Genomic DNA, 19,902 nt, shown 5'->3' on the forward strand with positions numbered 1-19,902 from the left:
GTTTCCTGTGACGACAGTGGACCAGCCGGTGGACGTGCTGCTCAGCGACGGCAGCACCGTCCAGTTGCGATCGATCGACCCGGCCGACGCGCCGGCGATCGTGGCGATGCACAGCCGGTTCTCCGAGCGCACCCGCTACCTGCGCTACTTCTCGCCGTACCCGCGCATCCCGGAGCGGGATCTGATCCGGTTCGTCACTGTCGACCACCACGACCGGGAGGCGTTCGTGGTGCTTGCCGGTGACCTGATCGTCGCGGTCGGCAGGTACGAGCGGCTCGGCCCGCAGGCGCCGGAGGCGGAGGTCGCCTTCGTGGTCGAGGACGCCTTCCAGGGTCGGGGCATCGGCTCGGTGCTGATGGAGCACCTGGCCGACGCCGCCCGGCGCAACGGCATCATGAGCTTCGTCGCAGAGGTGCTGCCGGCCAACGGGACGATGCTGCGGGTCTTCTCCGACTTCGGCTACCAGGTGCAGCGCGCGTACGCCGACGGTGTTGTGCACCTGAGCTTCCCGATCGCCCCGACGGAGACGACCCTGGAGGTGCAGCGCGGCCGGGAGCACCGCACCGAGGCCCGCTCGATCGCCCGGCTGCTCGCCCCGCGCGGCATCGCCGTCTACGGCGCGAGCGCCACCGGGCAGGGTGTCGGCGCGGCGGTCCTCGGGCACCTGCGCGACGGCGGGTTCACGGGCGCGGTGGTGCCTGTGCATCCGAGCGCGTCGACGGTGGCGGGACTGCCCGCGTACCCCTCGGCTGTCGACGCCGGGGTCGCGGTGGACCTGGCGGTGGTGGCGGTCCCGCCGGAGGCGGCGACCGCTGTGGTCGCCGACGCTGCGGCAGCCGGGGTGCACGGCCTGGTAGTGATCTCCGCCGGCTTCGCCGAGGCCGGTCCGGAGGGCGCGGCCACGCAACGTGCGCTGGTCCGCGCGGCGCACGCGGCCGGCATGCGCGTGGTCGGCCCGAACTGCCTGGGCGTGGCCAACACCGACCCGGCGGTACGCCTCAACGCCACCCTCGCCCCGGCGCTGCCGCCGGTGGGCCGGGTCGGCATCTTCAGCCAGTCCGGCGCGTTCGGGGTGGCGCTGCTCGCCGAGGCGGACCGTCGTGGCCTCGGACTGTCCAGCTTCGTGTCGGCCGGCAATCGGGCCGACGTCTCCGGCAACGACCTCCTGCAGTACTGGCAGGACGACCCCGGCACCGACGTGATCATGTTGTACCTGGAGACGTTCGGCAATCCACGCAAGTTCGCCCGGCTGGCCCGGCGGATCGGCCGCGCGAAACCGGTCGTGGCGCTCGCCTCGCCGGCCCGCCCGCCCGGTGTCGGTGACACCGCCGGGCCGGATGAGGTGGCGGTGGCCGCGCTCTTCGCCCAGTCCGGGGTGATCCGGGTGGACACCGTGCCCGAGCTGCTCGACGTGGGGGTGTTGCTGGCCAACCAGCCGCTGCCCACCGGCGGCCGGGTCGGCGTGGTCGGCAACTCCTCGGCGCTGACCGGCCTGGCCGCCACGGCCTGTGTCGGGCAGGGCCTGACCGTCGCCGAGGGCTATCCGCGCGACGTCGCGCCGAGCGCCGGCGCCGACGAGTTCGCCGCCGCCCTCGCCGAGACGGCAGGCGACGACCGGGTGGACGCCCTCGTCGTGGTCTTCGCCCCGCCGCTGCCCGGCCAACGCGCCGAGATGGAAGCCGACGTCACCGCCGCGCTGCCGGCCGCCCTCGCCCTGGGCAAGCCCACCGTGGCGACGTTCCTGGTCGGGCGGTTACCGGCCGGGGTGCCCGCGTACGGGGGCGTGGAGGAGGCCGTTCGGGCCCTCGCCCGGGCGCACCGGTACGCCGAGTGGCTGCGCCGTCCTCCCGGAGTGGCACCCGAACTGCCCGGGATCGACCGGGACGCCGCGGCGGCTGCGCTGCGCGCCGACAGCACCGACGCGCAGGGGCTGCTGGCCGCGTACGGCATCGAGACCGTCGCGTCGGTGCCCGTGGACTCGGTCGACGCGGCTGTCGACGCGGCGGCCCGGGTGGGTTTTCCGGTGGCGCTCAAGGCCGCCGCCGCGGGGCTGCGACACCGGCTCGACCTGGGCGCGGTCCGCCTCGACCTGGCCGACGAGGCGAGCGTCCGCCGCGCGTACACCGACATGGCCGCCGGCTTCGGCGCGGACGTGCTGGTGCAGCCGATGGTCCCGCCGGGCGTGGCCTGCGTGGTGGAGCTGGTGGAGGATCCGGCGTTCGGGCCGGTGGTCGGCTTCGGCCTCGGCGGGGTCGCCACCGAGCTGCTGGGCGACCGGGCCTGGCGGGCGGTGCCGCTGACCCGCACCGACGCGGCCGAGCTGGTCGACGAACCCCGGGCGGCACCGCTGTTGCGGGGGCACCGGGGTGCCGCACCGGTGGACCGGGCGGCGTTGGCCGACCTGCTGCTGCGGGTCGGTCAGCTCGCCGACGACCAGCCCCGGGTGCGTTCGTTGACCCTCAACCCGGTGCTCGCCCGTCCGGACGGCATCTCGGTCCTGCACGCCGAGGTGCGGGTGGGCGGCGTGGCCGCCCGCCCGGACACCGGCCCCCGGCGCCTCTGAACGCGGCCGGTCAGGCGCGGCTGGAGATCTGCTGGACACCCCAGGTGTTGCCGTCCGGGTCGGCGAAGAAGACGAAGCCGACATTGTCCAGCGGGTGCGGCGTGGGGCTCGGGTTGTCGCCCAGCACCTGGATATCGCTGACGTCCACACCACGTTCGACAAGCTCGGCATGAGCCCGCTTCAGGTCGGGCACCACCAGTTGCAGGCCCCGGAGCGAACCGGGAGGCATCTCAGGGACCACGCCCGTGCCGATCACGATCGAGCAGCCGGAGCCGGGCGGCGTCAGCTGGACGATGCGCGCCTCGTCGCTGATCACCGTGTCGTGGTCGACGACGAAGCCGAGCTGGTCGGCGTAGAACGTCTTCGCCCGTTCCACGTCGGAGACCGGCACGATTACCACTTCCAACGTCCAGTTCACGGTAGCTCTCCTCGCGGCGATGGATCGGTGCCACAGTCAAACACCTCGACAGCGGGGGAGGCCCCGGCGAACCGCCGGGGCCTCCCTGTCGAAGCGGGTACGTCAGCAGGCGTACGCCTCCAGGCGCTGCGCGCGCTCCGGAGCGCGCAGCTTCAGCAGCGTCACCTTCTCGATCTGCCGGATGCGCTCACGGGACAGGCCGAACTCCCGGCCGACCTCGTCCAGGGTGCGCTGCCGGCCGTCGTCCAGCCCGAACCGGAGCCGGATGACCGCCTGCTCCCGCTGCGACAGCGTGGCCAGCACGATGCTCACCTCGTTGCGCAGTTCGCCCTGCGCGGCGCCCTCGCCCGGGTCGGTGCGCGGGTCCACCGAGGCCACGAAGTCACCGAGCGCGCTCTCGCCGTCGTCGCCGACGGCCTGGTCCAGGCTGACCGGCTCGCGGTCGTACGAGATCAGCTCGATGACCTGGAACTCGGGGATGTCCAGGGCACGGGCGACCTCGGCGACCGTGGGCTCGCGACCCAGCGTCACCGCCAGCTCGCGGCGGGCCCGGACCATCCGGTTGACCTGCTCGACCATGTGCACGGGGATGCGGATGGTGCGAGCCTGGTCGGCCATGGCCCGGGTGATCGCCTGCCGGATCCACCAGGTGGCGTACGTGGAGAACTTGTAACCCTTGGCGTAGTCGAACTTCTCCACCGCCCGGATGAGGCCGAGGTTGCCCTCCTGGATCAGGTCGAGGAAGGCCATCCCACGTCCGGTGTAGCGCTTGGCGATGCTGACCACCAGCCGCAGGTTCGCCTCCAGCAGGTGGTCCTTGGCGGCGCGGCCCTCGGCGACGATCAGCTCCAGGTCGGCCCGCAGTTCCTCGGAGACCGGGGTGCAGGTGGCGAGCTTCTCGTCGGCGAACAGGCCGGCCTCGATCCGGCGGGCCAGGTCGACCTCCTGCGCCGCGGTGAGCAGCTTCGTCCGGCCGATCCCGTTCAGGTACGCCCGGACCAGGTCGGTGGAGATGCCGCGCTCGTCGGTGGCGTCCAGGTCGGTGAGGGCCTCTGCGGGCCCGTTGCTCTCGGTGCTGGTGGCCGGGCGCGTCCGGTGTTCCGTCATCTGCAGGACCATCTCTGTCTCTCCCCGTGTCCACGTCTGTGCCGCGTCTCCGGCCCAGTGGTGCCGGTGTGAAACACAGCTTGGCGGGCAGGGCGTGAAACGGGAGTGAGGCGATCGGGCACCCGACAGGAATCCGGCCGGATCGTTGCCGCGGTGTGTCGTCCCGGCGGTTGCGTGCGCCGCCCGGCTACGTTGCGGGCAGGCCGGCCGCCCCGGGTCGGCGTGGTCCGACGATGGAGGACGGTGTGGTCTTCAAGCGGCTCATGAAGGCGATGGGGGTCGGTGGCCCGTCGGTCGAGACGGTGCTCGCCAACCCGAACTGCCGCCCCGGAGGGCAGTTGGAGGGCCGCATCCAGGTGCTCGGCGGCGACCATCAGGTCGACATCGAGCACGTCACGCTCGGCCTGGTCACCCGGGTCGAGGTGGAGAGCGGCGACAGCGACTACGACACCACTCAGGAGTTCCACCGCCAGCGGGTCACCGGCGCGTTCCGGTTGGAGCCGGGGCAGCGCCACGACCTCCCGTTCCGCTTCGACGTGCCCTGGGAGACACCCGTGACCGAGCTGTACGGGCAGCACCTGCACGGCATGACGATGGGCCTGCGGACCGAGTTGGAGGTCGCCCGAGCCGTCGACACCAGCGATCTGGATGCCGTGTCGGTGCACCCGCTGCCCGCGCAGGAGCGGCTGCTGGACGCGCTGCTGCGACTGGGCTTCCGCTTCGCGCGAGCCGATGTGGAGCGTGGGCACCTCTACGGCGTACGGCAGACGTTGCCGTTCTACCAGGAGATCGAGTTCAGCCCGGCACCGCAGTACGCCCGGTCGATCAACCAGTTGGAGGTCACCTTCATCGCCGACGCGCGACAGATGCAGGTGGTGCTGGAGGTCGACAAGCGCGGCGGCGTCTTCACCGAGGGCCGCGACGCCTTCGGCCGGTTCACTGTCGAGCACGCCACGGCCGACCACACCGACTGGCCCGCCGAACTGGACACCTGGCTCCGCGGATCCCTGTCCCGCCGCCCCAGCCGTTGATCATGAAGTTATTGCCCGCCGCCTCGGCGTGTCGTGGCAACAACTTCATGATCAACCGGGGTGTCAGAGGTCCAGGAGGAGGGTTTGGGGGCCTATGTTGGTGCTCTCCACCAGCATGTGGGCGCGGAAGCGGCCGGTCTCGACAGTGGCGCCTCGTTCGCGTAGGGACTCGACTACCGCTGTCACCAGGGGTTCGGCCACCTCGGCGGGGGCCGCCGCCGTCCAACTTGGACGGCGGCCCTTGCGGGCGTCGCCGTAAAGGGTGAACTGGCTGACCACCAGGATCGGCGCTCCGACATCGGCGGCGGACCGTTCGCCGTCCAGGATCCGCAGCTCGTGCACCTTGCGGGCCATCGTCCGGGCGGTTTCGGCGGTGTCGGTGTGCGTCACCCCGAGCAGCACCAGCAGGCCGTTCTCGATCGCGCCGACCACCTCGCCGTCGACCGTCACGCTGGCCCGCCCGACGGTCTGCACCACCGCCCGCATCAGAGCACCCCGGCCCGCATCAGCACGACCGCCCGCGTCACGCGGTCACCGGCTCGATGAAGCCGCGCTCCACCAGGTGCGCGACGATGGGGCCGGCGGCCTCGGCCATCTCCGCGGGTTCGACGTCGTGGGCCGCCGCGAGCAGGGCGAGCTGGTCGCGCAGCGGCAGCCGGCCGTCGGCCCCGCCGACGAGCGCCAGCACCAGCGGGTCGATCTCCTCGGTCCAGCGCAGGCCGTGCGGCATCGCGAGCACCTGCCGGTCCACCGCCCAGCCCTCGTCGCCCATGGTGGCCTCCTGGCGCAGCTGGAGACCATCGGCGGCCCGGTAGCGCTCGGCGAGCAGCCCGTCGGTGTCGCGTACCCGCAGGAAGTCCTGGCGGTCGAACCAGGCGCCGATGTGGTCGCCCAGTGGCGGCTGGACCTGCTGACGCAGGTCCTCCACGCGGACCACCGGATCGGCGTGCCCACCTCGGCGCAGCGACACGATGCCGAAGCCGACTCCCTCGATCTTGTGCGCGTCGAACCAGTCCAGCCAGACGGCGGCCCGTTGCGGGTCGGCGCCCTGGCCGACGTCGTTGAGCCACAGGTCGACGTACGCCATGGGGTCGGCCACCTCGCGTTGGATCACCCAGGCGTCCAGGCCGGTGCCGGCGAACCAGCCGGCCACCCGCTCGTCCCACTCCTCGCCGGCGACGTGCACCCAGTTCGCCAGGTACTGCATGGTGCCGCCCTCGGTGAGCAGGCCGGGAGCGGCGGAGGCCAGTTCGGCGGCGATCGCGTCACCCACCCGCCCCGAGTCGCGGTAGACGTGCGTGGTGGTACCCGGGCCGACCACGAACGGCGGGTTGCTCACCACCAGGTCGAAGCGGCGCCCGGCCACCGGGGCGACCAGGTCGCCGCGCAGCAGCTCCCAGTCCTGGCCGTTGAGGGCGGCGGTGGTCGCGGCGAAGCGCAGGGCCCGCTCGGAGAGGTCAGTGGCGGTCACCGTGTCGGCGTGGGTGGCCAGGTGCAGGGCCTGCACGCCGGAGCCGGTGCCCAGGTCCAGTGCGCTGCCCACCGGCCGGCGCACTGTCGCGCCGATCAGGGTCTGCGTGGCGCCGCCGATGCCCAGCACGTGCTCGGCGTGCAGTGGACGACCCGGCCGGGCGCTGGCCGGCACGTCGGCGAGCACCCACCAGTCGTCGCCGTACGGCTCCAGGTCGACGCCGGCGCGCAGGCCGTCGCCGTAGCGCTCGACCAGCCCGCCGGCCAGCGCCTCCTCCAGCGGGAGGGGCGCCAGCGCGGCGGCCACCGCGGCCTCCGGCTCGGTCTGGTCGCAGATGAACACCCGGATGAGGGTGCCGAGCGGGTCGCCGTCCTCGGTGGCGCGCAGTGCGGCCCGGTAGTCGTTGCGGGCGACCGCGGCGGTGGCCTGCGCGCCCAGCCGCTCGGCGATGCCGTGGCTGGTGAACCCGGTCCGGGTCAGCGCGGCGCGCAGCGCGTCGACACCGGCGGGGGAGAGCAGCATGTCGTGTTCGTCCACGCCCTCATCCTGCCTTTCGTGCCGTCCCGCGTCGGCAGCACCCGCCGGACGACCGCCGGAGCGTCGGTGCCGACCCGGATCCGCGGGCCAGGCAAGATGGCGGGTATGACGCTCGTGCTGCCCATCGATCCGGAGGCCAACCGGCTGCTGGAGCGCAGCCCACTGGCCCTGCTTCTCGGCATGACCCTGGACCAGCAGGTGCCGATGGAGAAGGCGTTCTCCTCTCCGTACGTGCTCACCCAGCGGCTCGGCCACGACCTGGACGCGGCGGAGTTGGCCGGCTACGACCCGGAGGCGCTCGTCGCGCTCTTCGCCCAGCCGCCCGCGTTGCACAGGTTCCCGAAGGCGATGGCGGCCCGGGTGCAGGAGGTCTGCCGGGTGCTCGTGGAGCGCTACGACGGGGACGCCGCGCTGCTCTGGGCCGACGTCGCCGACGGGCCGGAGCTGTTGCGGCGGCTCGCCGGGCTGCCCGGCTTCGGCAAGCAGAAGGCGCAGATCTTCGTGGCCCTGCTCGGCAAGCGGTTCGGGGTGACCCCGCAGGACTGGCGGACGGCGGCCGGCGGGTACGGCGACCCCGGCGCCCACCGGTCGGTGGCGGACGTCACCGACGTCGACTCGCTGCGCCGGGTGCGGGAGTACAAGCAGCAGATGAAGGCGGCGGCCAAGGCGAAGACCGCCGACGGCTGACCCGCGCGCTCAGGCGGCGGTCGGGTGGGCGAGCGAGGCCAGCGCCCGCCGGACGTCGGCGAGAGAGACGGTCGCGGAGTCGTCCAGGTCGGCGAGGCCGGCCTCGATCCACTGCCGCATCAGCGTGGTGACCCCGATGCCCCGGGCATCGGCGGCGGCGCGCACCCGCTCGTACGTCTCCAGTGGCAGCCGCACCGATCGGCTCACCATCGGCACGTCGGTGTCGGGGGTGGGCAGGTCCACCGAGGGGCTGTCGTCGATCAGGTCGGCGAGCCGGTCGTCGCCGCTGTGGAACTGCTTGGTCGCGTCGTTACGGTGCATCGTCACGGCCTCCTCATCGGCGATCTCTCCGCACGGCCTCGTCGTAGCGCTTCGACTCGACGTCGCTCAGCTCGCGGGCGGAGAGGATGTCCCAGTCGTTGTCGGTGCCATCGGCCTCGGCGAGCAGCACCGCCAGGCGGCGGCCGCGCCGGCCGGCGGCGTAGACCACCATCACGTCGTCACCCAGGTGGCGGATGACCCGTCGAGCGCTGTGCAGCGCCTCCCAGACTTCCCCGGGCGTGACGTCGTAGACCCTCAGGTTGGCCAACGCCTCGTCGGTGAAGCTGAACCTGCTGCCCACGTCGCGCAGCGTACCACGCACGTAACACGTACCGGGCCAGGTCAATTTTCGCTGATCACGCCTCCGTGGTGACAGGATGGGGCGTAATCCCCTCGAGGAGGTCCATGGTGAAGCGTCAGGCGTACCAGCCGATTCTGATCACCGATGCCTCGCGCAGCCAGAATGATCAGCTCACCAGCCGTCAGCGCCGCTATGTCCTCATGATGGGCATCCGGGTGGCCTGCATCGTCGCCGGCGCGATCCTGGTCGGCGCGAACGCCCCACTGCTCTGGGTCTGGTTGCCGCTGTGTGCCCTCGGCATGGTGCTCATTCCGTGGTTGGCCGTGTTGCTGGCCAACGACCGGCCGCCCAAGGAGGAGCACCGGCTGGCCAATCGGTTCCACAGCCGTCACAAGGACGAGACCCCGCCGATGAGCCTCACCGCCGAGGAACGCCCACACAGGGTCATCGACGTCGAGCCCTGACCCGCGTCGCGCGGGCCAGGGCTCGACCGTTCTCGGCCGCGCGGTGGCCGTGGGCCGGCCGTTACGGCTGCTTTCGACAGTTACGGCTGTGGCCGCGCACCGGCCGTGGAGACGGCCAGCGCGCCCAGGTCGGTCGCGCGGCTCAGTGCCGCGGTCGGGGTGGCACCGGCGAGCCACGCGGTGAGCAGGCCGGCCGCGAAGGCGTCGCCCGCGCCCGTGACGTCCACCACCGCCACCCGCCGGGCCGGAGCCACGCAGACCGGCGAGGTGCGGTCCACCCAGACCGCTCCCGCCGCCCCGCGCTTCACCACGACCCGCCGAGCCGTCGCCGACAGCGCCCGCCCCTGCGCCGCCGGGTCCAGACCGCCGGCCAGCACCGTGGCCTCGTCCGCGTTGACCAGCAGCAGGTCGACATCGCGTACCCAACCGAGAAAGGTCCGCGCGCCGACCCGCCGCAGCGGCGCCGCGGACGCCGCGTCGACGCTTGTGGTGAGCCCGCGCTCGCGGGCGGCGCCCAGCGCCCGCAACCCCGCGCCGCGCGACCCGGCGTCCAACAGGGTGTACGCGGACAGGTGCAGATGCCCCGCCTCGGGCACCGCCGCCAGGGCCTTCTCCACGTGCTCGGCGCGCAACGCGAGGTTCGCGCCCCGCGACGTGACCATGGTCCGCTCGCCGTCGGCCGCCAGCACGATCACCGTGCCGGTCCGGGCGCCCACCACCCGCTCGACCGCGCAGTCCACGCCCGCGCGGTCCAGCTCGGCCACCCGGTCGCGCCCGGCGTCATCGTCGCCGACCGCGCCGACGAGTGTGACGGCCATCCCCTGCGCGGCGATCCAGGCGGCGGTGTTGGCCGCCTGCCCGCCCCCGCCGAGACTGATCTCGGCACCGGTGTCCGACCCGGCCGCGAGCGGCCCGGACAGCACCGCGACCACGTCGGTGATCACGTCCCCGACGACGACCACGCGGGCCCCAGGGGTCATGCCGGGACGGCGGAGGCGCGGGCGACCGCGGCGACCGCGATGCGCGCGGCCAGGTCGGCGTTGCGCAGGATGATCCGGACGTTCACCGCCAGGCTGGCGCCCTCGGTGGCCGAGTGGAAGTGCGCCAGGAGGTACGGGGTGACGGCCTTGCCGGTCACCCCGTCCCGCTCCAGCCGGGCCAGCCCCTCGGCGAGGGTCCGGTCGTGCAGCTCCGGGTCGAGCTGCTCGTCGACCGGCAGCGGGTTGGCGACGAGCAGGCCGCCGGTGTGCACGGCGTGCTCGTCGCGGGCGGCCAGCACGGCGGCGACCTGCTCCGGGGAGTCCACCGACCAGTCCAGGTCGAAGCCCGCGTCGGTGAGGTAGAAGCCGGGGAACCGGCGGGTGCGGTAACCGATGACGGCGACCCCGAGGGTCTCCAGGCGCTCCAGCGTCGCGCCCACGTCGAGGATCGACTTGACCCCCGCGCAGACCACAGTGATCGGAGTCTGGGCCAGGGTGACCAGGTCCGCCGACTCGTCGAAGGTGTGCGCCGCCTCGCGGTGCACGCCGCCCAGGCCGCCGGTCGCGAACACCCCGATCCCGGCGGCGGCGGCCACGGCGCTCGTCGCCGCCACGGTGGTGGCGCCGTCCGCGCCGGTCGCGGCCGCCACGGCCAGGTCGCGGACCGAGAGCTTCGTCACCCCGTCGACGGTGGCCAGCCGGGTCAGCTGCGCGTCGTCCAGGCCGACCACCAGCTCGCCGCCGATCATCCCGATGGTCGCCGGCACCGCCCCGGCGTTCCGGACCGCCTGCTCGATCTCGCGGGCCACCTGCAGGTTCTGCGGACGGGGCAGGCCGTGCGAGACGATGGTGCTCTCCAGCGCGACGACGGGCCGGCCGTCGCGCAGGGCCTCGGCCACCTCGGTGCCGAAGCTGATGCGAAAGTCAGTCACACCGGCACGGTACGGGTCGGAACCGGCCCGGGCTCAAGTGGACCCGGCCGTGATGACCTGCCAAACTTGGCGGTTGGAGGTGCAGACGTGAGCACAGAGGTTCTCGAGCGTCCGGAACTGAAGGACGCCGACACCGGTCCCGAGATGTTCCACTACGTCCGCAAGGAGAAGATCGCCGAGAGTGCCGTCATGGGCACCTTCGTCGTCGCGCTCTGCGGGGAGACCTTCCCGGTCACCAAGGCGGCCAAGCCGGGCTCGCCGGTCTGCCCCAAGTGCAAGGAGATCTACGACTCGTACCGCGAGTGAACCCCGGCCGGCGCTCCGGCCGGCGACGTAGCCTGCGGCGGTGACCACCTCCACCGCCCTGCTCGTCGCCGACCTGACCGGGGTGGCGGTCTTCGCCGCCTCCGGCGCCTCGGCGGCGGTGGCCAAACGACTCGACCTGTTCGGCGTCGCGTTCGTCGGCTTCGTGGCCGCGCTCGGCGGTGGGATCTTCCGCGACCTGGTCATCGACGAGGTGCCGCCGCTCGCCTTCGCCGACTGGCGGTACGCCACCACCGCGGCGATCACCGCGGTCGCCGTCTTCTGGCTGCACCCACAGCTCGCCCGACTGCGCACCACTGTGCTGGTGCTCGACGCTGCGGGCCTCGGTCTGTTCACCGTCACCGGCACGCTCAAGGCGTTCGACGCCCGGGTGCCGGCGGTCGGCGCCTGCCTGATCGGCATGCTCACCGCGATCGGCGGCGGGCTCGGCCGGGACCTGCTGACCGCCGAGATCCCGGTGGTGCTGCGCCGGGAGATCTACGCGGTGGCCGCCCTGGCCGGATCGGTCGCGGTGGCGTTGCTGTACGTCACCGGGCAGACCGGGCCGGCGCCGCTCACCGCCGCCGCCGTCGGGGTCTTCGGGCTGCGCCTGATCGCGCTGCGCCGCCGCTGGTCCGCGCCGGTGGCCACGCTGCGGCCACCGACGACCGGCGACCCGGAGTGGTGAGGCCCGTCCTGCGCGGGTGGTGAACGTGACAGGCGTGGTGTCGCCTGGGCCGACGGGCCCGCGCTGGTTATGCTGAGTCGGCCTTCGCGGCAGCTTCTGCGCGGAGGCGTTTTCATGGGCGGCGATACTCGTGGCCCTCGCCCGGTGTCCGCCCTCGTGCGGTCGGAGAGGAGCTTTCGCGTGGCAGCCCGGACGCCGGTGCTCGAGACGTTCCCGGCACTACGTGCCTGGCAGCGCAAGGCCCTGGTGGAGTACCTGCGCCGGCGTACCGAGGACTTCACAGCGGTCGCGACGCCGGGCGCCGGCAAGACCACCTTCGCCCTGCGGATCGCTGCCGAGCTGCTCGGCGACGGCACCGTCGAGGCGGTCACCGTGGTCGCGCCCACCGAGCACCTGAAGAACCAGTGGGCCGAGGCCGCGGCGCGGGTGGGCATTCAGCTCGACGCCGCGTTCCGCAATGCCGACGTGCACTCGGCGGCCGACTTCCACGGCGCGGTGGTCACCTACGCCCAGGTGGGGATGGCCCCGCAGGTGCACAGGCGGCGCACCATGACCCGTCGCACCCTGGTCATCCTCGACGAGATTCACCACGCCGGCGACTCCCGCTCCTGGGGCGACGGCGTGAAGAACGCCTTCGAACCCGCCGTACGCCGGCTGATGCTCACCGGTACGCCGTTCCGCTCCGACGACAACCCCATCCCGTTCGTCACCTACGAGCGGGGCGGTGACGGGCTGCTGCGCTCCCACGCCGACTCGGTGTACGGCTACGCCGACGCGCTGCGCGACGGCGTGGTCCGGCCGGTGCTCTTCCTGGCGTACTCCGGGGAGACCCGCTGGCGCACGAACGCGGGGGACGAGTTGGCGGCCCGCCTCGGCGAGCCGATGACCCAGGACCTGGTGGCGCAGGCGTGGCGTACCGCCCTGGACCCGGCGGGGGACTGGATGCCGCAGGTGCTGCGCGCCGCCGACGCCCGCCTCACCGTGCTGCGCAACGCCGGCATGCCCGACGCCGGTGGTCTGATCATCGCGACCGACCAGCAGACCGCCCGCTCGTACGCCAAGCTCATCGAGCAGATAACCGGCGAGAAGGCTGCCGTGGTGCTCTCCGACGACCAGGGCGCTTCCGCGCGGATCGCGACGTTCGCGGCGTCCGACCAGCGGTGGCTGGTCGCGGTGCGGATGGTGTCCGAGGGGGTGGACATCCCCCGGCTGGCGGTCGGCGTCTACGCCACCAGCGCCAGCACCCCGCTCTACTTCGCCCAGGCGATCGGTCGGTTCGTGCGGGCCCGCCGCCCCGGCGAGACGGCGTCGGTCTTCCTGCCCAGCGTGCCGCACCTGCTCGGGCTGGCCAGCGAGATGGAGAACGAGCGGGACCACGTCCTCGGCAAACCCAAGGACTCCGACGGCCTCGATGACGACCTGCTGGAACGGGCACAGCGCGACGACCAGGCCAGCGGGGAGCTGGAGAAGCGCTTCGCGGCGCTCTCGGCCACCGCCGAACTGGACCAGGTGATCTTCGACGGCGCGTCCTTCGGGACCGCCGCGCAGGCCGGCACACCGGAGGAGGAGGAGTACCTCGGCCTGCCCGGCCTGCTCACCGCCGACCAGGTCTCGCTGCTGCTGACCAAGCGCCAGGCGGCACAGCTCGCCGCCCAGCGCCGTCGTACGGCCGACGGGGCCGCTCAGCCGGCCGCTGCGCCCACGGCGGCGCCTCCGGCACCCATGAGTGCCGCCCAGCGTCGTGTGGCGCTCCGGCGGCAACTGAACGCTCTGGTGGCCGCCCGGCACCATCGCACCGGCCAACCCCACGGCAAGATCCACGCCGAGCTGCGCCGGCTCTGTGGCGGCCCGCCGAGCGCCCAGGCCACCATCGAGCAGCTCGAGGAACGCATCGCGACGGTGCAGACCCTCTAGCCCGGCCGCCGCCCCTCGGCTTTCATGAAAACGGGGTGTTCGAGCGAGGTGGAGAGCGCGACTTCCGTGAAACTGAGTGGATCACGAAGCGCGCGGGTGCTGGACAGGAAAAAGCCGACCGGAGACACCCTCAGGGTGCCTCCGGCCGGCTATGTCGGTCTACGGACTCAGTTCGCCATCAGATCGGCGCCACGCCAGCTGAAGTCGGGCTCCGTCGCGAACCGCTCGGTGATCTTCACGAGATCCTCCGCGTACTTGTTCGCGTGGTGCCCGCAGAACACCAGCTCGCTCCCACCCACCAGAGTGATCCGGAGCTTACCGGCAGCATTGCAGCGGTCGCACCGTTCATCGGCGGCTGGGGGTGCCACCGTTTCGGGCGGCGGCGTGAGGGTCGAGTTCATCGCCTTCCTCCTCTGGTCGTCACCGATGAACAATCTCTTCGGTCGTTGCTCACCTATCGTGCAACACCCTTGCTAGGCGCTGCCTTCCCTGTGTGCCCGCGGGGGACCGAGGTCACACCTGGCAGGGACAGTGTGCCGTGCACCAAGGGTGCCACGTCAACGATCACATTCGTGCATCCGGACGATCTCCATCTGGTGTTGCACACCAGGTGGCCAAAACGACACGTTCGGTTGACGAAACCGGCTCAGTCCAGGTAATCCCGGAGAACCTGCGACCGGGACGGGTGACGCAGCTTGGACATCGTCTTGGACTCGATCTGCCGGATCCGCTCCCGGGTCACCCCGTAGACCTGGCCGATCTCGTCAAGCGTCCGCGGCTGACCGTCGGTCAGGCCGAAACGCAGACGTACCACACCCGCCTCACGCTCGGAGAGCGTCTGCAGCACCTGCTGGAGCTGGTCCTGCAGGAGCGAGAACGAGACCGCGTCGACGGCCACCACGGCCTCGGAATCCTCGATGAAGTCACCGAGCTGGCTGTCGCCCTCGTCGCCGATGGTCTGGTCCAGCGAGATGGGCTCCCGGGCGTACTGCTGGATCTCCAGCACCTTCTCCGGTGTGATGTCCATCTCCTTGGCCAGCTCCTCCGGCGTGGGCTCACGGCCCAGGTCCTGGAGCAGCTCGCGCTGTATGCGGCCGAGCTTGTTGATGACCTCGACCATGTGCACCGGGATGCGGATGGTGCGGGCCTGGTCGGCCATGGCGCGGGTGATGGCCTGCCGGATCCACCAGGTGGCGTACGTGGAGAACTTGTAGCCCTTGGTGTAGTCGAACTTCTCCACCGCGCGGATGAGGCCGAGGTTGCCCTCCTGGATCAGGTCCAGGAAGGCCATGCCGCGCCCCGTGTACCGCTTGGCGAGCGAGACGACCAGACGGAGGTTCGCCTCGAGGAGGTGGTTCTTGGCGCGCTCGCCGTCGCGGGAGATCCAGCCCAGGTCGCGGACCATCTCCCGGGCGAGCTTCTCCTCGCCCTCGTCGGCCGCGCGCAGCTGCTCGGCGGCGTAGAGCCCGGCCTCGATCCGCTTGGCCAGCTCCACCTCCTGCTCGGCGTTGAGCAGCGGAACCTTGCCGATCTGCTTCAGGTACGCCCGGACGGAGTCGGCGGAGGCCGTCAGCTCGGCGTCGCGCCGGGCCTGCTTGAGGGCCTCGGACTCCTCGTCGTCCCACTCGAAGTCGTTGTCGGTGGCCGACGCGGCGGCGTCGGTCTCGGCGGCCTGGGCCAGCTCGGCCGGTTCCTCCACCACCACGTCCTCGATGGCGGCGGCGAGCTCCTCCGGGTCGATCTCACCCTCGGCGCCCTCGCCCTTGGCCTTGACCGGCTTGGCGCCGGCCGCCGCGGCCACCGTCGCCTTGGTGGCGCGGGTGGACTTGGTCGCCTTCGCCGGGGTGGCCTCGGCGGCCTTGCGAGCGGCCACCTTGCGCGGCGCCGGCGTCGACGGCGCCTCGTCGGAGGCCGGCGCCTGCTTCGGGGCGGGCGCGGCGGCCTTCTTGGTGGTCTTGGCGGTGGTGGCCCGGGACGCGGGGGTCGTCGAGCGGGCCGCGGCGACCCGGCGGCGGGTGCTCGCCGAGCCGTCCACCACAACGGTCACTCCCGCCTCGGAGAGCGCCCGGAGGATCTTCTTGGCCTGGGCCGGAGTCACCTCGGCGGTCTCGACGGTGCGCGCGAGCTGAGCCGACGTGAGCTGACCACCGGCGCTCTGCGCGTGGGCGATCAGGGTGTCGGTGAGCGAGCGAACGTCGGCGCCGGGCTGGCGGGGTTCTGTCACGAATGACCTTCCGGAGGCGAAGAGCGGGCACGGCCGGGTCGTCCGGCACAGCGTGGGGCAACTGGGCCGGGCGATGTGGTTGAGGGACCCCCGTGTCCCGGGCCGGCCGGTGGTCGGCGGTCCGTGGCGCGTGGGCAGGGGTGAATTGTAACGCCGTCTGCGGCGATCATCCTGCGCCGCACGGCGTAACGGCGGCGGGACCGCCGATTCGGCGCAGATGTGGACTTTGTAAGGATGATACTCGCGCACGGCCCGGAACGCCCCGGTCGTACGGGAAGGGGACCCTGGAATGGACCGTTCGGCGCCGCCACCGCGGGAACTGTTGGCGATCGCGATCGAGGTGGCCCGGGACGCCGCGGCCACCGCGTACCGGATGCGGGCCGAGGGCGTGTCCGTGGCGGCGACCAAGAGCACGGTCACCGACGTGGTCACGGCGGCGGACCGCGCCGTCGAGCGGCAGGTCCTCGACGCGCTGCGCGCGTTGCGGCCGGGGGACGCGGTCCTGGGCGAGGAGTACGGCACCCAGGACACCGGCCCCGCCGAGCCGGGCGGCGTGCGGTGGATCGTCGACCCGATCGACGGCACAGTGAACTACCTCTACGGGTTGCCGTACAGCGCGGTGTCGCTGGCGGCCGAGGTGGACGGGGTGGTGGTCGCCGGCGTGGTGCGCAACGTGAACACCGGCGAGGAGTGGACCGCCACCGCTGGCGGCGGCGCCTGGCGCGACGGCGTCCGGCTGCGCTGCTCCGGGGAGACGGACCTGGGGCAGGCGCTGGTCGGCACCGGCTTCGGCTACGACGCCGGTCGGCGGGCGCACCAGGCGTCGGTGGTGGCCGGGCTGATCGCGTCGGTGCGGGACATCCGCCGCCTCGGCGCCGCCGCCCTGGACCTCTGCCTGGTGGCGGAGGGGCGGCTGGACGCGTACTTCGAGAAGGGCCTGGCCGCCTGGGACCTGGCCGCCGGCGGTCTGGTGGCCGCCGAGGCGGGCGTGCGGGTCTCCGGCCTGGCCGGTCGCCCGCCCGGCCCGGACCTGGTGATCGCGGCCCCGCCCGCCCTCTTCCCCGAGCTGCACGACCGGCTGGCCGCCCTGGACGCCTCCGGCGGCCCCTGAGGACGTCCTGAGCGCGTCGGGAGCGCCGGGGGCGGACCGGGGTGGCAGGGAGCGGGATCGGACGGTTACGGCGTCACTTCTTGGGGGCGGGGGCCGGGCAGGAGCCGGCCGGCGCGACCGGCGGGCCCAGGTCGCCGAGGGACTGGTTGACCTCGGTGGTGGTGGCGAGCTGCTGGTAGCCGTTGCCCAACACCACGTCGACCACGTCGTCCGTGCGCTTCGCGTCGTAGACCGGCTCCGCGTTGTTGAGGAAGTACGCCTTGAGCAGGTGGGCGGAGCTGACGCCCTTGGGGCCGTACCGCAGCACGGCGACGTCGTCGATCCCCTTGGGCGCGTTGCCGACCTTCTTGACCTGGAACTTTCGGTTGCGGAAGTCGTCCGCGACCATGCTGGCGCGGCCCGGCTCGACTGTCGCGTTCAAAACATTGATCTTGACGTCCTTGGGCTCGTGCAGCGTCACGTCGGCAAGCGGCCAGCCGTCCGGACAACCGCCCGCTGCGCCGGCCCCCCGCTGGCTGTCGCGAACGATCGCGGTGATCACGAAGGCCAGGGCCAGGACGCCCAGCAGGCCGACGACGACGAGTGCTCGCACTCGCGCAAAACTCATCTGGGCGCTCCCGGGACCTCAGGTGGGTGGCGGCGGCCGCCACCGATCGCACTGACCGTCGGCCGTCGAATACGCCGCTGAGGTTAACGGTTGTCCGGCCGTCGCGTGGAAACAGTCCGACATGCCGGCGCGCCGACCGCGAACCGGGTACTACTACCCCTATCTTCGTGTCGCCTGAATCACATTGGGAACAACTTCGCGTGCGGGGGCGTACATCTCAGCCGCAAGGGCGGTATACATGCCTCGCCCAAGGGGGGGTAAGGTTCCGCGCTCGCAGGGGAGTGGCCCCAGCGGTCCCGACCCGTACAGTCCCCGGGTCGGGTGCCCGACACAAGTGGTGGTCGGCCAGCGGAACCGAAACAGCGTCGTCCGGCGTTACAACCGGAAGCGACAACATCGATATGGGAGAGTGACAACCGATGGCCACCGACTACGACGCCCCGCGTCGCGACGAGGTCGACCTCGGCGAGGACAGCCTGGAAGAGCTCAAGGCACGGCGCGTCGACTCACAGTCGGGCGCGGTGGACGTCGACGAGGCCGAGGTCGCCGAGAGCTTCGAGCTGCCCGGTGCCGACCTGGCCGACGAGGAGCTCACTGTCAAGGTGCTACCGATGCAGCAGGACGAGTTCCGGTGCGCCCGCTGCTTCCTGGTCCACCATCGCAGCCAGCTGGCGGTCGAGCGCAACGGCGAGCTGATCTGCCGAGAGTGCGTCTGACACTCACGACACCGGCGGCGGCCTCCTGATCGGGGCCGCCGCTACCGGTGTAGGCATGCGACGCCGGTGGGTACCTGCTTGACTCGTAGCGGGTAGCCACAGCACCGGGAGGTCCGACCCATGAGCGATCGAGGCGACACCACCGACGGCGGCGCGGACGACCTCGGTGCCACCGTCGCGGCGTTGACCGCGGACGACATAGCGCCGGCCCGGCGGCGCCAACTGCTCACCCGGATGGTGAGCCAGGCCCGCAGCAGGGGCATTTCCGACCTGTTCAAACCCCGCGCCGCAGTGCGCTGGATGACCGACACGGTGGCCGAGATCGCCCCGCACGTACCCGTGCGGGACCTGGCGACCCTGCGTCGACACTTTCCCGGCCTGGACGACGCCGCCCTGGCCGAGCGACTGATCCGCAACGCCTCCCGCGCCACGGCCGGGATCGGCGCGGCCGGTGGGGGAGTCGCGGCAGTCGAGTGGACCGTCGCGCCCACGCTGCTCTCCGCGCCCGTGCTGCTCGCCGCCGAGACCGTCGCCGTCGTGGCGGTGGAGCTGAAACTGATAGGTGAGCTGCACGAGATCCACGGCGTGGCGCTGCCGGGCGCCGGCGGTCAACGGGCGGTGGCCCTGGTGCACTCCTGGGCCACCCAGCGCGGGGTCAACCCGATGGTGCCCGGCGTGGGCGTGGGCGCTGTGCTCGGCACCGCCGCCCGCAAGGAGATGCGGGACATGCTGCTGCGCCGATTCGGGCGCAACCTCACCACGCTCGGGCCGTTCCTGACCGGCGCGGCGGTGGCCAGCTTCCTCAACCGCCGGGCCACCCGCCAGATGGCCGACCAGCTCCAGGTGGACCTGCGCCGTCAGGGCATCGCCCGGCCGGCGCCACCGCCGGCCCTGCCCGGCCCGCCCACGGGCACCTGAGCGGAGCCGTCGACGTCGATCAGCCCGGCTCGCCGGCCGTACGGTCGGCGGGCCGGCGCGCGTCCCGCGCGGCCAGCACCGCCTCGGCCAGCTCGACCGGACGCCTGCTGCTGACCACCCAGAACGGGGTCGGGTCGGCCGGGTCGTCGAGCACCACCTGCACGGCGCCGCCGACCCACGGCCGCTGCACCACGAAGGCGAGCGGGTCCGCGCCCACACCGAGCACCTCACGGCGGCCGGCCACGTCCAACGGGATCACGTCGGCCACGAAGCGCACCGGCAGCCGGGCGTCGTCCACCCGCAGCTCGGAGTCGACGACCGCGACGCGGATCCGGCCCAGCCACCACAGCGCGGCGGCGGTGACCGGCAGCAGCACCGCGAAGGGCACCCAGGCGCGGGCGCCGGACCCGCCCATCCAGATCTCGACGGCCAGCAGCGCGGCGGCCACCAGCCCGGTCAGCCACAGCCACCAGGGCAGGTCCAGCCGTTCGGCGTACGCCGGACGGGCCGGCGCCGGCGACCGATCGGCGGACGGGGAGGGCGACATGCTCACTCCTGCGAGGGTACGGCGCACGGCGGGCCGGCCAACCGGCAGGATGGCAGGGTCAC

22 protein-coding genes are annotated in these 19,902 nt (G+C 72.6%); 10 read left to right on the top strand and 12 right to left on the bottom strand.

The window, feature by feature from the left end; all coding sequences use genetic code 11:
* Nucleotides 1-7: 7 nt before the first annotated feature.
* Nucleotides 8-2,563, top strand: coding sequence for a GNAT family N-acetyltransferase (locus ACGFIE_RS15425; protein WP_393294872.1), 2,556 nt, complete (start codon nucleotides 8-10; stop codon nucleotides 2,561-2,563).
* Nucleotides 2,564-2,573: 10 nt separating this feature from the next.
* On the opposite strand, the gene ACGFIE_RS15430 is transcribed toward ACGFIE_RS15425, so the two are convergent.
* Nucleotides 2,574-2,981 carry a VOC family protein gene (locus ACGFIE_RS15430; RefSeq protein ID WP_393294874.1) on the bottom strand — a complete coding sequence of 136 codons (408 nt, stop codon included), beginning with the start codon at nucleotides 2,979-2,981 and terminating at the stop codon, nucleotides 2,574-2,576.
* Nucleotides 2,982-3,083: 102 nt separating this feature from the next.
* The gene (sigB, locus tag ACGFIE_RS15435; RefSeq protein ID WP_393294876.1) at nucleotides 3,084-4,100 is read right to left on the bottom strand and encodes an RNA polymerase sigma factor SigB; all 1,017 of its coding nucleotides are present in this window, start codon (nucleotides 4,098-4,100) and stop codon (nucleotides 3,084-3,086) included.
* Nucleotides 4,101-4,333: 233 nt separating this feature from the next.
* Here sigB and ACGFIE_RS15440 point away from each other — a divergent pair, with 233 nt between their 5' ends.
* A complete protein-coding gene (locus ACGFIE_RS15440) occupies nucleotides 4,334-5,119 on the top strand; it encodes a sporulation protein (RefSeq protein WP_393295641.1) in 786 nt (261 codons plus the stop codon).
* A gap of 63 nt (nucleotides 5,120-5,182) precedes the next feature.
* Here the strand turns inward: ACGFIE_RS15440 and dtd are convergent, their stop codons facing one another.
* Both dtd and ACGFIE_RS15450 read right to left on the bottom strand, forming a co-directional pair.
* Complete coding sequence (gene dtd, locus ACGFIE_RS15445; protein WP_363682263.1) at nucleotides 5,183-5,605, bottom strand: D-aminoacyl-tRNA deacylase; 423 nt, start codon at nucleotides 5,603-5,605, stop codon at nucleotides 5,183-5,185.
* Nucleotides 5,606-5,642: 37 nt separating this feature from the next.
* On the bottom strand, nucleotides 5,643-7,127 hold the full coding sequence (locus tag ACGFIE_RS15450) for a methyltransferase (RefSeq protein WP_393294878.1): 1,485 nt from the start codon (nucleotides 7,125-7,127) through the stop codon (nucleotides 5,643-5,645).
* A gap of 96 nt (nucleotides 7,128-7,223) precedes the next feature.
* Between ACGFIE_RS15450 and ACGFIE_RS15455 the strand changes: the two genes are divergently transcribed.
* Nucleotides 7,224-7,814 (top strand): HhH-GPD-type base excision DNA repair protein, encoded by a 591-nt coding sequence (locus tag ACGFIE_RS15455; protein ID WP_393295644.1) that lies wholly within the window; start codon nucleotides 7,224-7,226, stop codon nucleotides 7,812-7,814.
* 9 nt (nucleotides 7,815-7,823) lie between these two features.
* Here the strand turns inward: ACGFIE_RS15455 and ACGFIE_RS15460 are convergent, their stop codons facing one another.
* Both ACGFIE_RS15460 and ACGFIE_RS15465 read right to left on the bottom strand, forming a co-directional pair.
* Nucleotides 7,824-8,135 (bottom strand): hypothetical protein, encoded by a 312-nt coding sequence (locus ACGFIE_RS15460; RefSeq protein ID WP_363682905.1) that lies wholly within the window; start codon nucleotides 8,133-8,135, stop codon nucleotides 7,824-7,826.
* A gap of 13 nt (nucleotides 8,136-8,148) precedes the next feature.
* Complete coding sequence (locus tag ACGFIE_RS15465) at nucleotides 8,149-8,436, bottom strand: hypothetical protein (protein WP_007456905.1); 288 nt, start codon at nucleotides 8,434-8,436, stop codon at nucleotides 8,149-8,151.
* Nucleotides 8,437-8,540: 104 nt separating this feature from the next.
* On the opposite strand from ACGFIE_RS15465, the gene ACGFIE_RS15470 reads away from it, so the two are divergent.
* Nucleotides 8,541-8,900, top strand: coding sequence for a DUF3099 domain-containing protein (locus ACGFIE_RS15470; protein ID WP_393294880.1), 360 nt, complete (start codon nucleotides 8,541-8,543; stop codon nucleotides 8,898-8,900).
* A gap of 80 nt (nucleotides 8,901-8,980) precedes the next feature.
* Here the strand turns inward: ACGFIE_RS15470 and ACGFIE_RS15475 are convergent, their stop codons facing one another.
* Nucleotides 8,981-9,880 carry a PfkB family carbohydrate kinase gene (locus ACGFIE_RS15475; RefSeq protein WP_363682269.1) on the bottom strand — a complete coding sequence of 300 codons (900 nt, stop codon included), beginning with the start codon at nucleotides 9,878-9,880 and terminating at the stop codon, nucleotides 8,981-8,983.
* A complete protein-coding gene (locus ACGFIE_RS15480; protein ID WP_393294882.1) occupies nucleotides 9,877-10,812 on the bottom strand; it encodes a pseudouridine-5'-phosphate glycosidase in 936 nt (311 codons plus the stop codon). The genes ACGFIE_RS15475 and ACGFIE_RS15480 overlap by 4 nt, the downstream gene beginning before the upstream one ends.
* Nucleotides 10,813-10,899: 87 nt before the next feature.
* On the opposite strand from ACGFIE_RS15480, the gene ACGFIE_RS15485 reads away from it, so the two are divergent.
* From ACGFIE_RS15485 to ACGFIE_RS15495, 3 genes are all read left to right on the top strand, one after another.
* Nucleotides 10,900-11,118 carry a DUF3039 domain-containing protein gene (locus tag ACGFIE_RS15485; RefSeq protein WP_007456912.1) on the top strand — a complete coding sequence of 73 codons (219 nt, stop codon included), beginning with the start codon at nucleotides 10,900-10,902 and terminating at the stop codon, nucleotides 11,116-11,118.
* A 40-nt stretch (nucleotides 11,119-11,158) separates the two neighbouring features.
* Nucleotides 11,159-11,803, top strand: coding sequence for a trimeric intracellular cation channel family protein (locus ACGFIE_RS15490; protein ID WP_363682273.1), 645 nt, complete (start codon nucleotides 11,159-11,161; stop codon nucleotides 11,801-11,803).
* A 180-nt stretch (nucleotides 11,804-11,983) separates the two neighbouring features.
* The gene (locus tag ACGFIE_RS15495; protein ID WP_363682275.1) at nucleotides 11,984-13,717 is read left to right on the top strand and encodes a DEAD/DEAH box helicase; all 1,734 of its coding nucleotides are present in this window, start codon (nucleotides 11,984-11,986) and stop codon (nucleotides 13,715-13,717) included.
* A 167-nt stretch (nucleotides 13,718-13,884) separates the two neighbouring features.
* On the opposite strand, the gene ACGFIE_RS15500 is transcribed toward ACGFIE_RS15495, so the two are convergent.
* Together ACGFIE_RS15500 and ACGFIE_RS15505 are read right to left on the bottom strand one after the other, a co-directional pair.
* Nucleotides 13,885-14,118, bottom strand: a complete 234-nt coding sequence (locus ACGFIE_RS15500; RefSeq protein WP_007456919.1) for a hypothetical protein — start codon at nucleotides 14,116-14,118, stop codon at nucleotides 13,885-13,887.
* Between the two features lie 245 nt (nucleotides 14,119-14,363).
* A complete protein-coding gene (locus tag ACGFIE_RS15505) occupies nucleotides 14,364-15,941 on the bottom strand; it encodes an RNA polymerase sigma factor (RefSeq protein WP_393294885.1) in 1,578 nt (525 codons plus the stop codon).
* 289 nt (nucleotides 15,942-16,230) lie between these two features.
* Between ACGFIE_RS15505 and ACGFIE_RS15510 the strand changes: the two genes are divergently transcribed.
* A complete protein-coding gene (locus tag ACGFIE_RS15510; RefSeq protein WP_393294887.1) occupies nucleotides 16,231-17,052 on the top strand; it encodes an inositol monophosphatase family protein in 822 nt (273 codons plus the stop codon).
* A 73-nt stretch (nucleotides 17,053-17,125) separates the two neighbouring features.
* Here ACGFIE_RS15510 and ACGFIE_RS15515 read toward each other — a convergent pair whose 3' ends face one another.
* Nucleotides 17,126-17,644, bottom strand: coding sequence for a LytR C-terminal domain-containing protein (locus ACGFIE_RS15515; RefSeq protein WP_393295647.1), 519 nt, complete (start codon nucleotides 17,642-17,644; stop codon nucleotides 17,126-17,128).
* A 434-nt stretch (nucleotides 17,645-18,078) separates the two neighbouring features.
* Here ACGFIE_RS15515 and ACGFIE_RS15520 point away from each other — a divergent pair, with 434 nt between their 5' ends.
* Nucleotides 18,079-18,375, top strand: coding sequence for a DUF4193 domain-containing protein (locus ACGFIE_RS15520; RefSeq protein ID WP_007075406.1), 297 nt, complete (start codon nucleotides 18,079-18,081; stop codon nucleotides 18,373-18,375).
* 120 nt (nucleotides 18,376-18,495) lie between these two features.
* Entirely contained in the window at nucleotides 18,496-19,293 is a 798-nt protein-coding gene (locus tag ACGFIE_RS15525; RefSeq protein ID WP_393294889.1) for a hypothetical protein, read from the top strand.
* Between the two features lie 19 nt (nucleotides 19,294-19,312).
* Here the strand turns inward: ACGFIE_RS15525 and ACGFIE_RS15530 are convergent, their stop codons facing one another.
* Nucleotides 19,313-19,846: a DUF3093 domain-containing protein gene (locus tag ACGFIE_RS15530; RefSeq protein WP_393294891.1), complete on the bottom strand. Its 534-nt coding sequence runs from the start codon at nucleotides 19,844-19,846 to the stop codon at nucleotides 19,313-19,315.
* Nucleotides 19,847-19,902: the final 56 nt, after the last annotated feature.

Source organism: Micromonospora sp. NPDC049275 (assembly GCF_043197115.1).
Taxonomy (GTDB): Bacteria; Actinomycetota; Actinomycetes; order Mycobacteriales; family Micromonosporaceae; genus Micromonospora.

Coding starts and splice junctions, on each gene's coding strand:
- sigB (WP_393294876.1), bottom strand. CDS start 4,100: ATGGTCCTGCAGATGACGGAACACCGGACGCGCCCGGCCACCAGCACC.
- dtd (WP_363682263.1), bottom strand. CDS start 5,605: ATGCGGGCGGTGGTGCAGACCGTCGGGCGGGCCAGCGTGACGGTCGAC.
- ACGFIE_RS15455 (WP_393295644.1), top strand. CDS start 7,224: ATGGCGGGTATGACGCTCGTGCTGCCCATCGATCCGGAGGCCAACCGG.
- ACGFIE_RS15460 (WP_363682905.1), bottom strand. CDS start 8,135: ATGCACCGTAACGACGCGACCAAGCAGTTCCACAGCGGCGACGACCGG.
- ACGFIE_RS15470 (WP_393294880.1), top strand. CDS start 8,541: ATGGTGAAGCGTCAGGCGTACCAGCCGATTCTGATCACCGATGCCTCG.
- ACGFIE_RS15475 (WP_363682269.1), bottom strand. CDS start 9,880: ATGACCCCTGGGGCCCGCGTGGTCGTCGTCGGGGACGTGATCACCGAC.
- ACGFIE_RS15500 (WP_007456919.1), bottom strand. CDS start 14,118: ATGAACTCGACCCTCACGCCGCCGCCCGAAACGGTGGCACCCCCAGCC.
- ACGFIE_RS15510 (WP_393294887.1), top strand. CDS start 16,231: ATGGACCGTTCGGCGCCGCCACCGCGGGAACTGTTGGCGATCGCGATC.
- ACGFIE_RS15520 (WP_007075406.1), top strand. CDS start 18,079: ATGGCCACCGACTACGACGCCCCGCGTCGCGACGAGGTCGACCTCGGC.
- ACGFIE_RS15525 (WP_393294889.1), top strand. CDS start 18,496: ATGAGCGATCGAGGCGACACCACCGACGGCGGCGCGGACGACCTCGGT.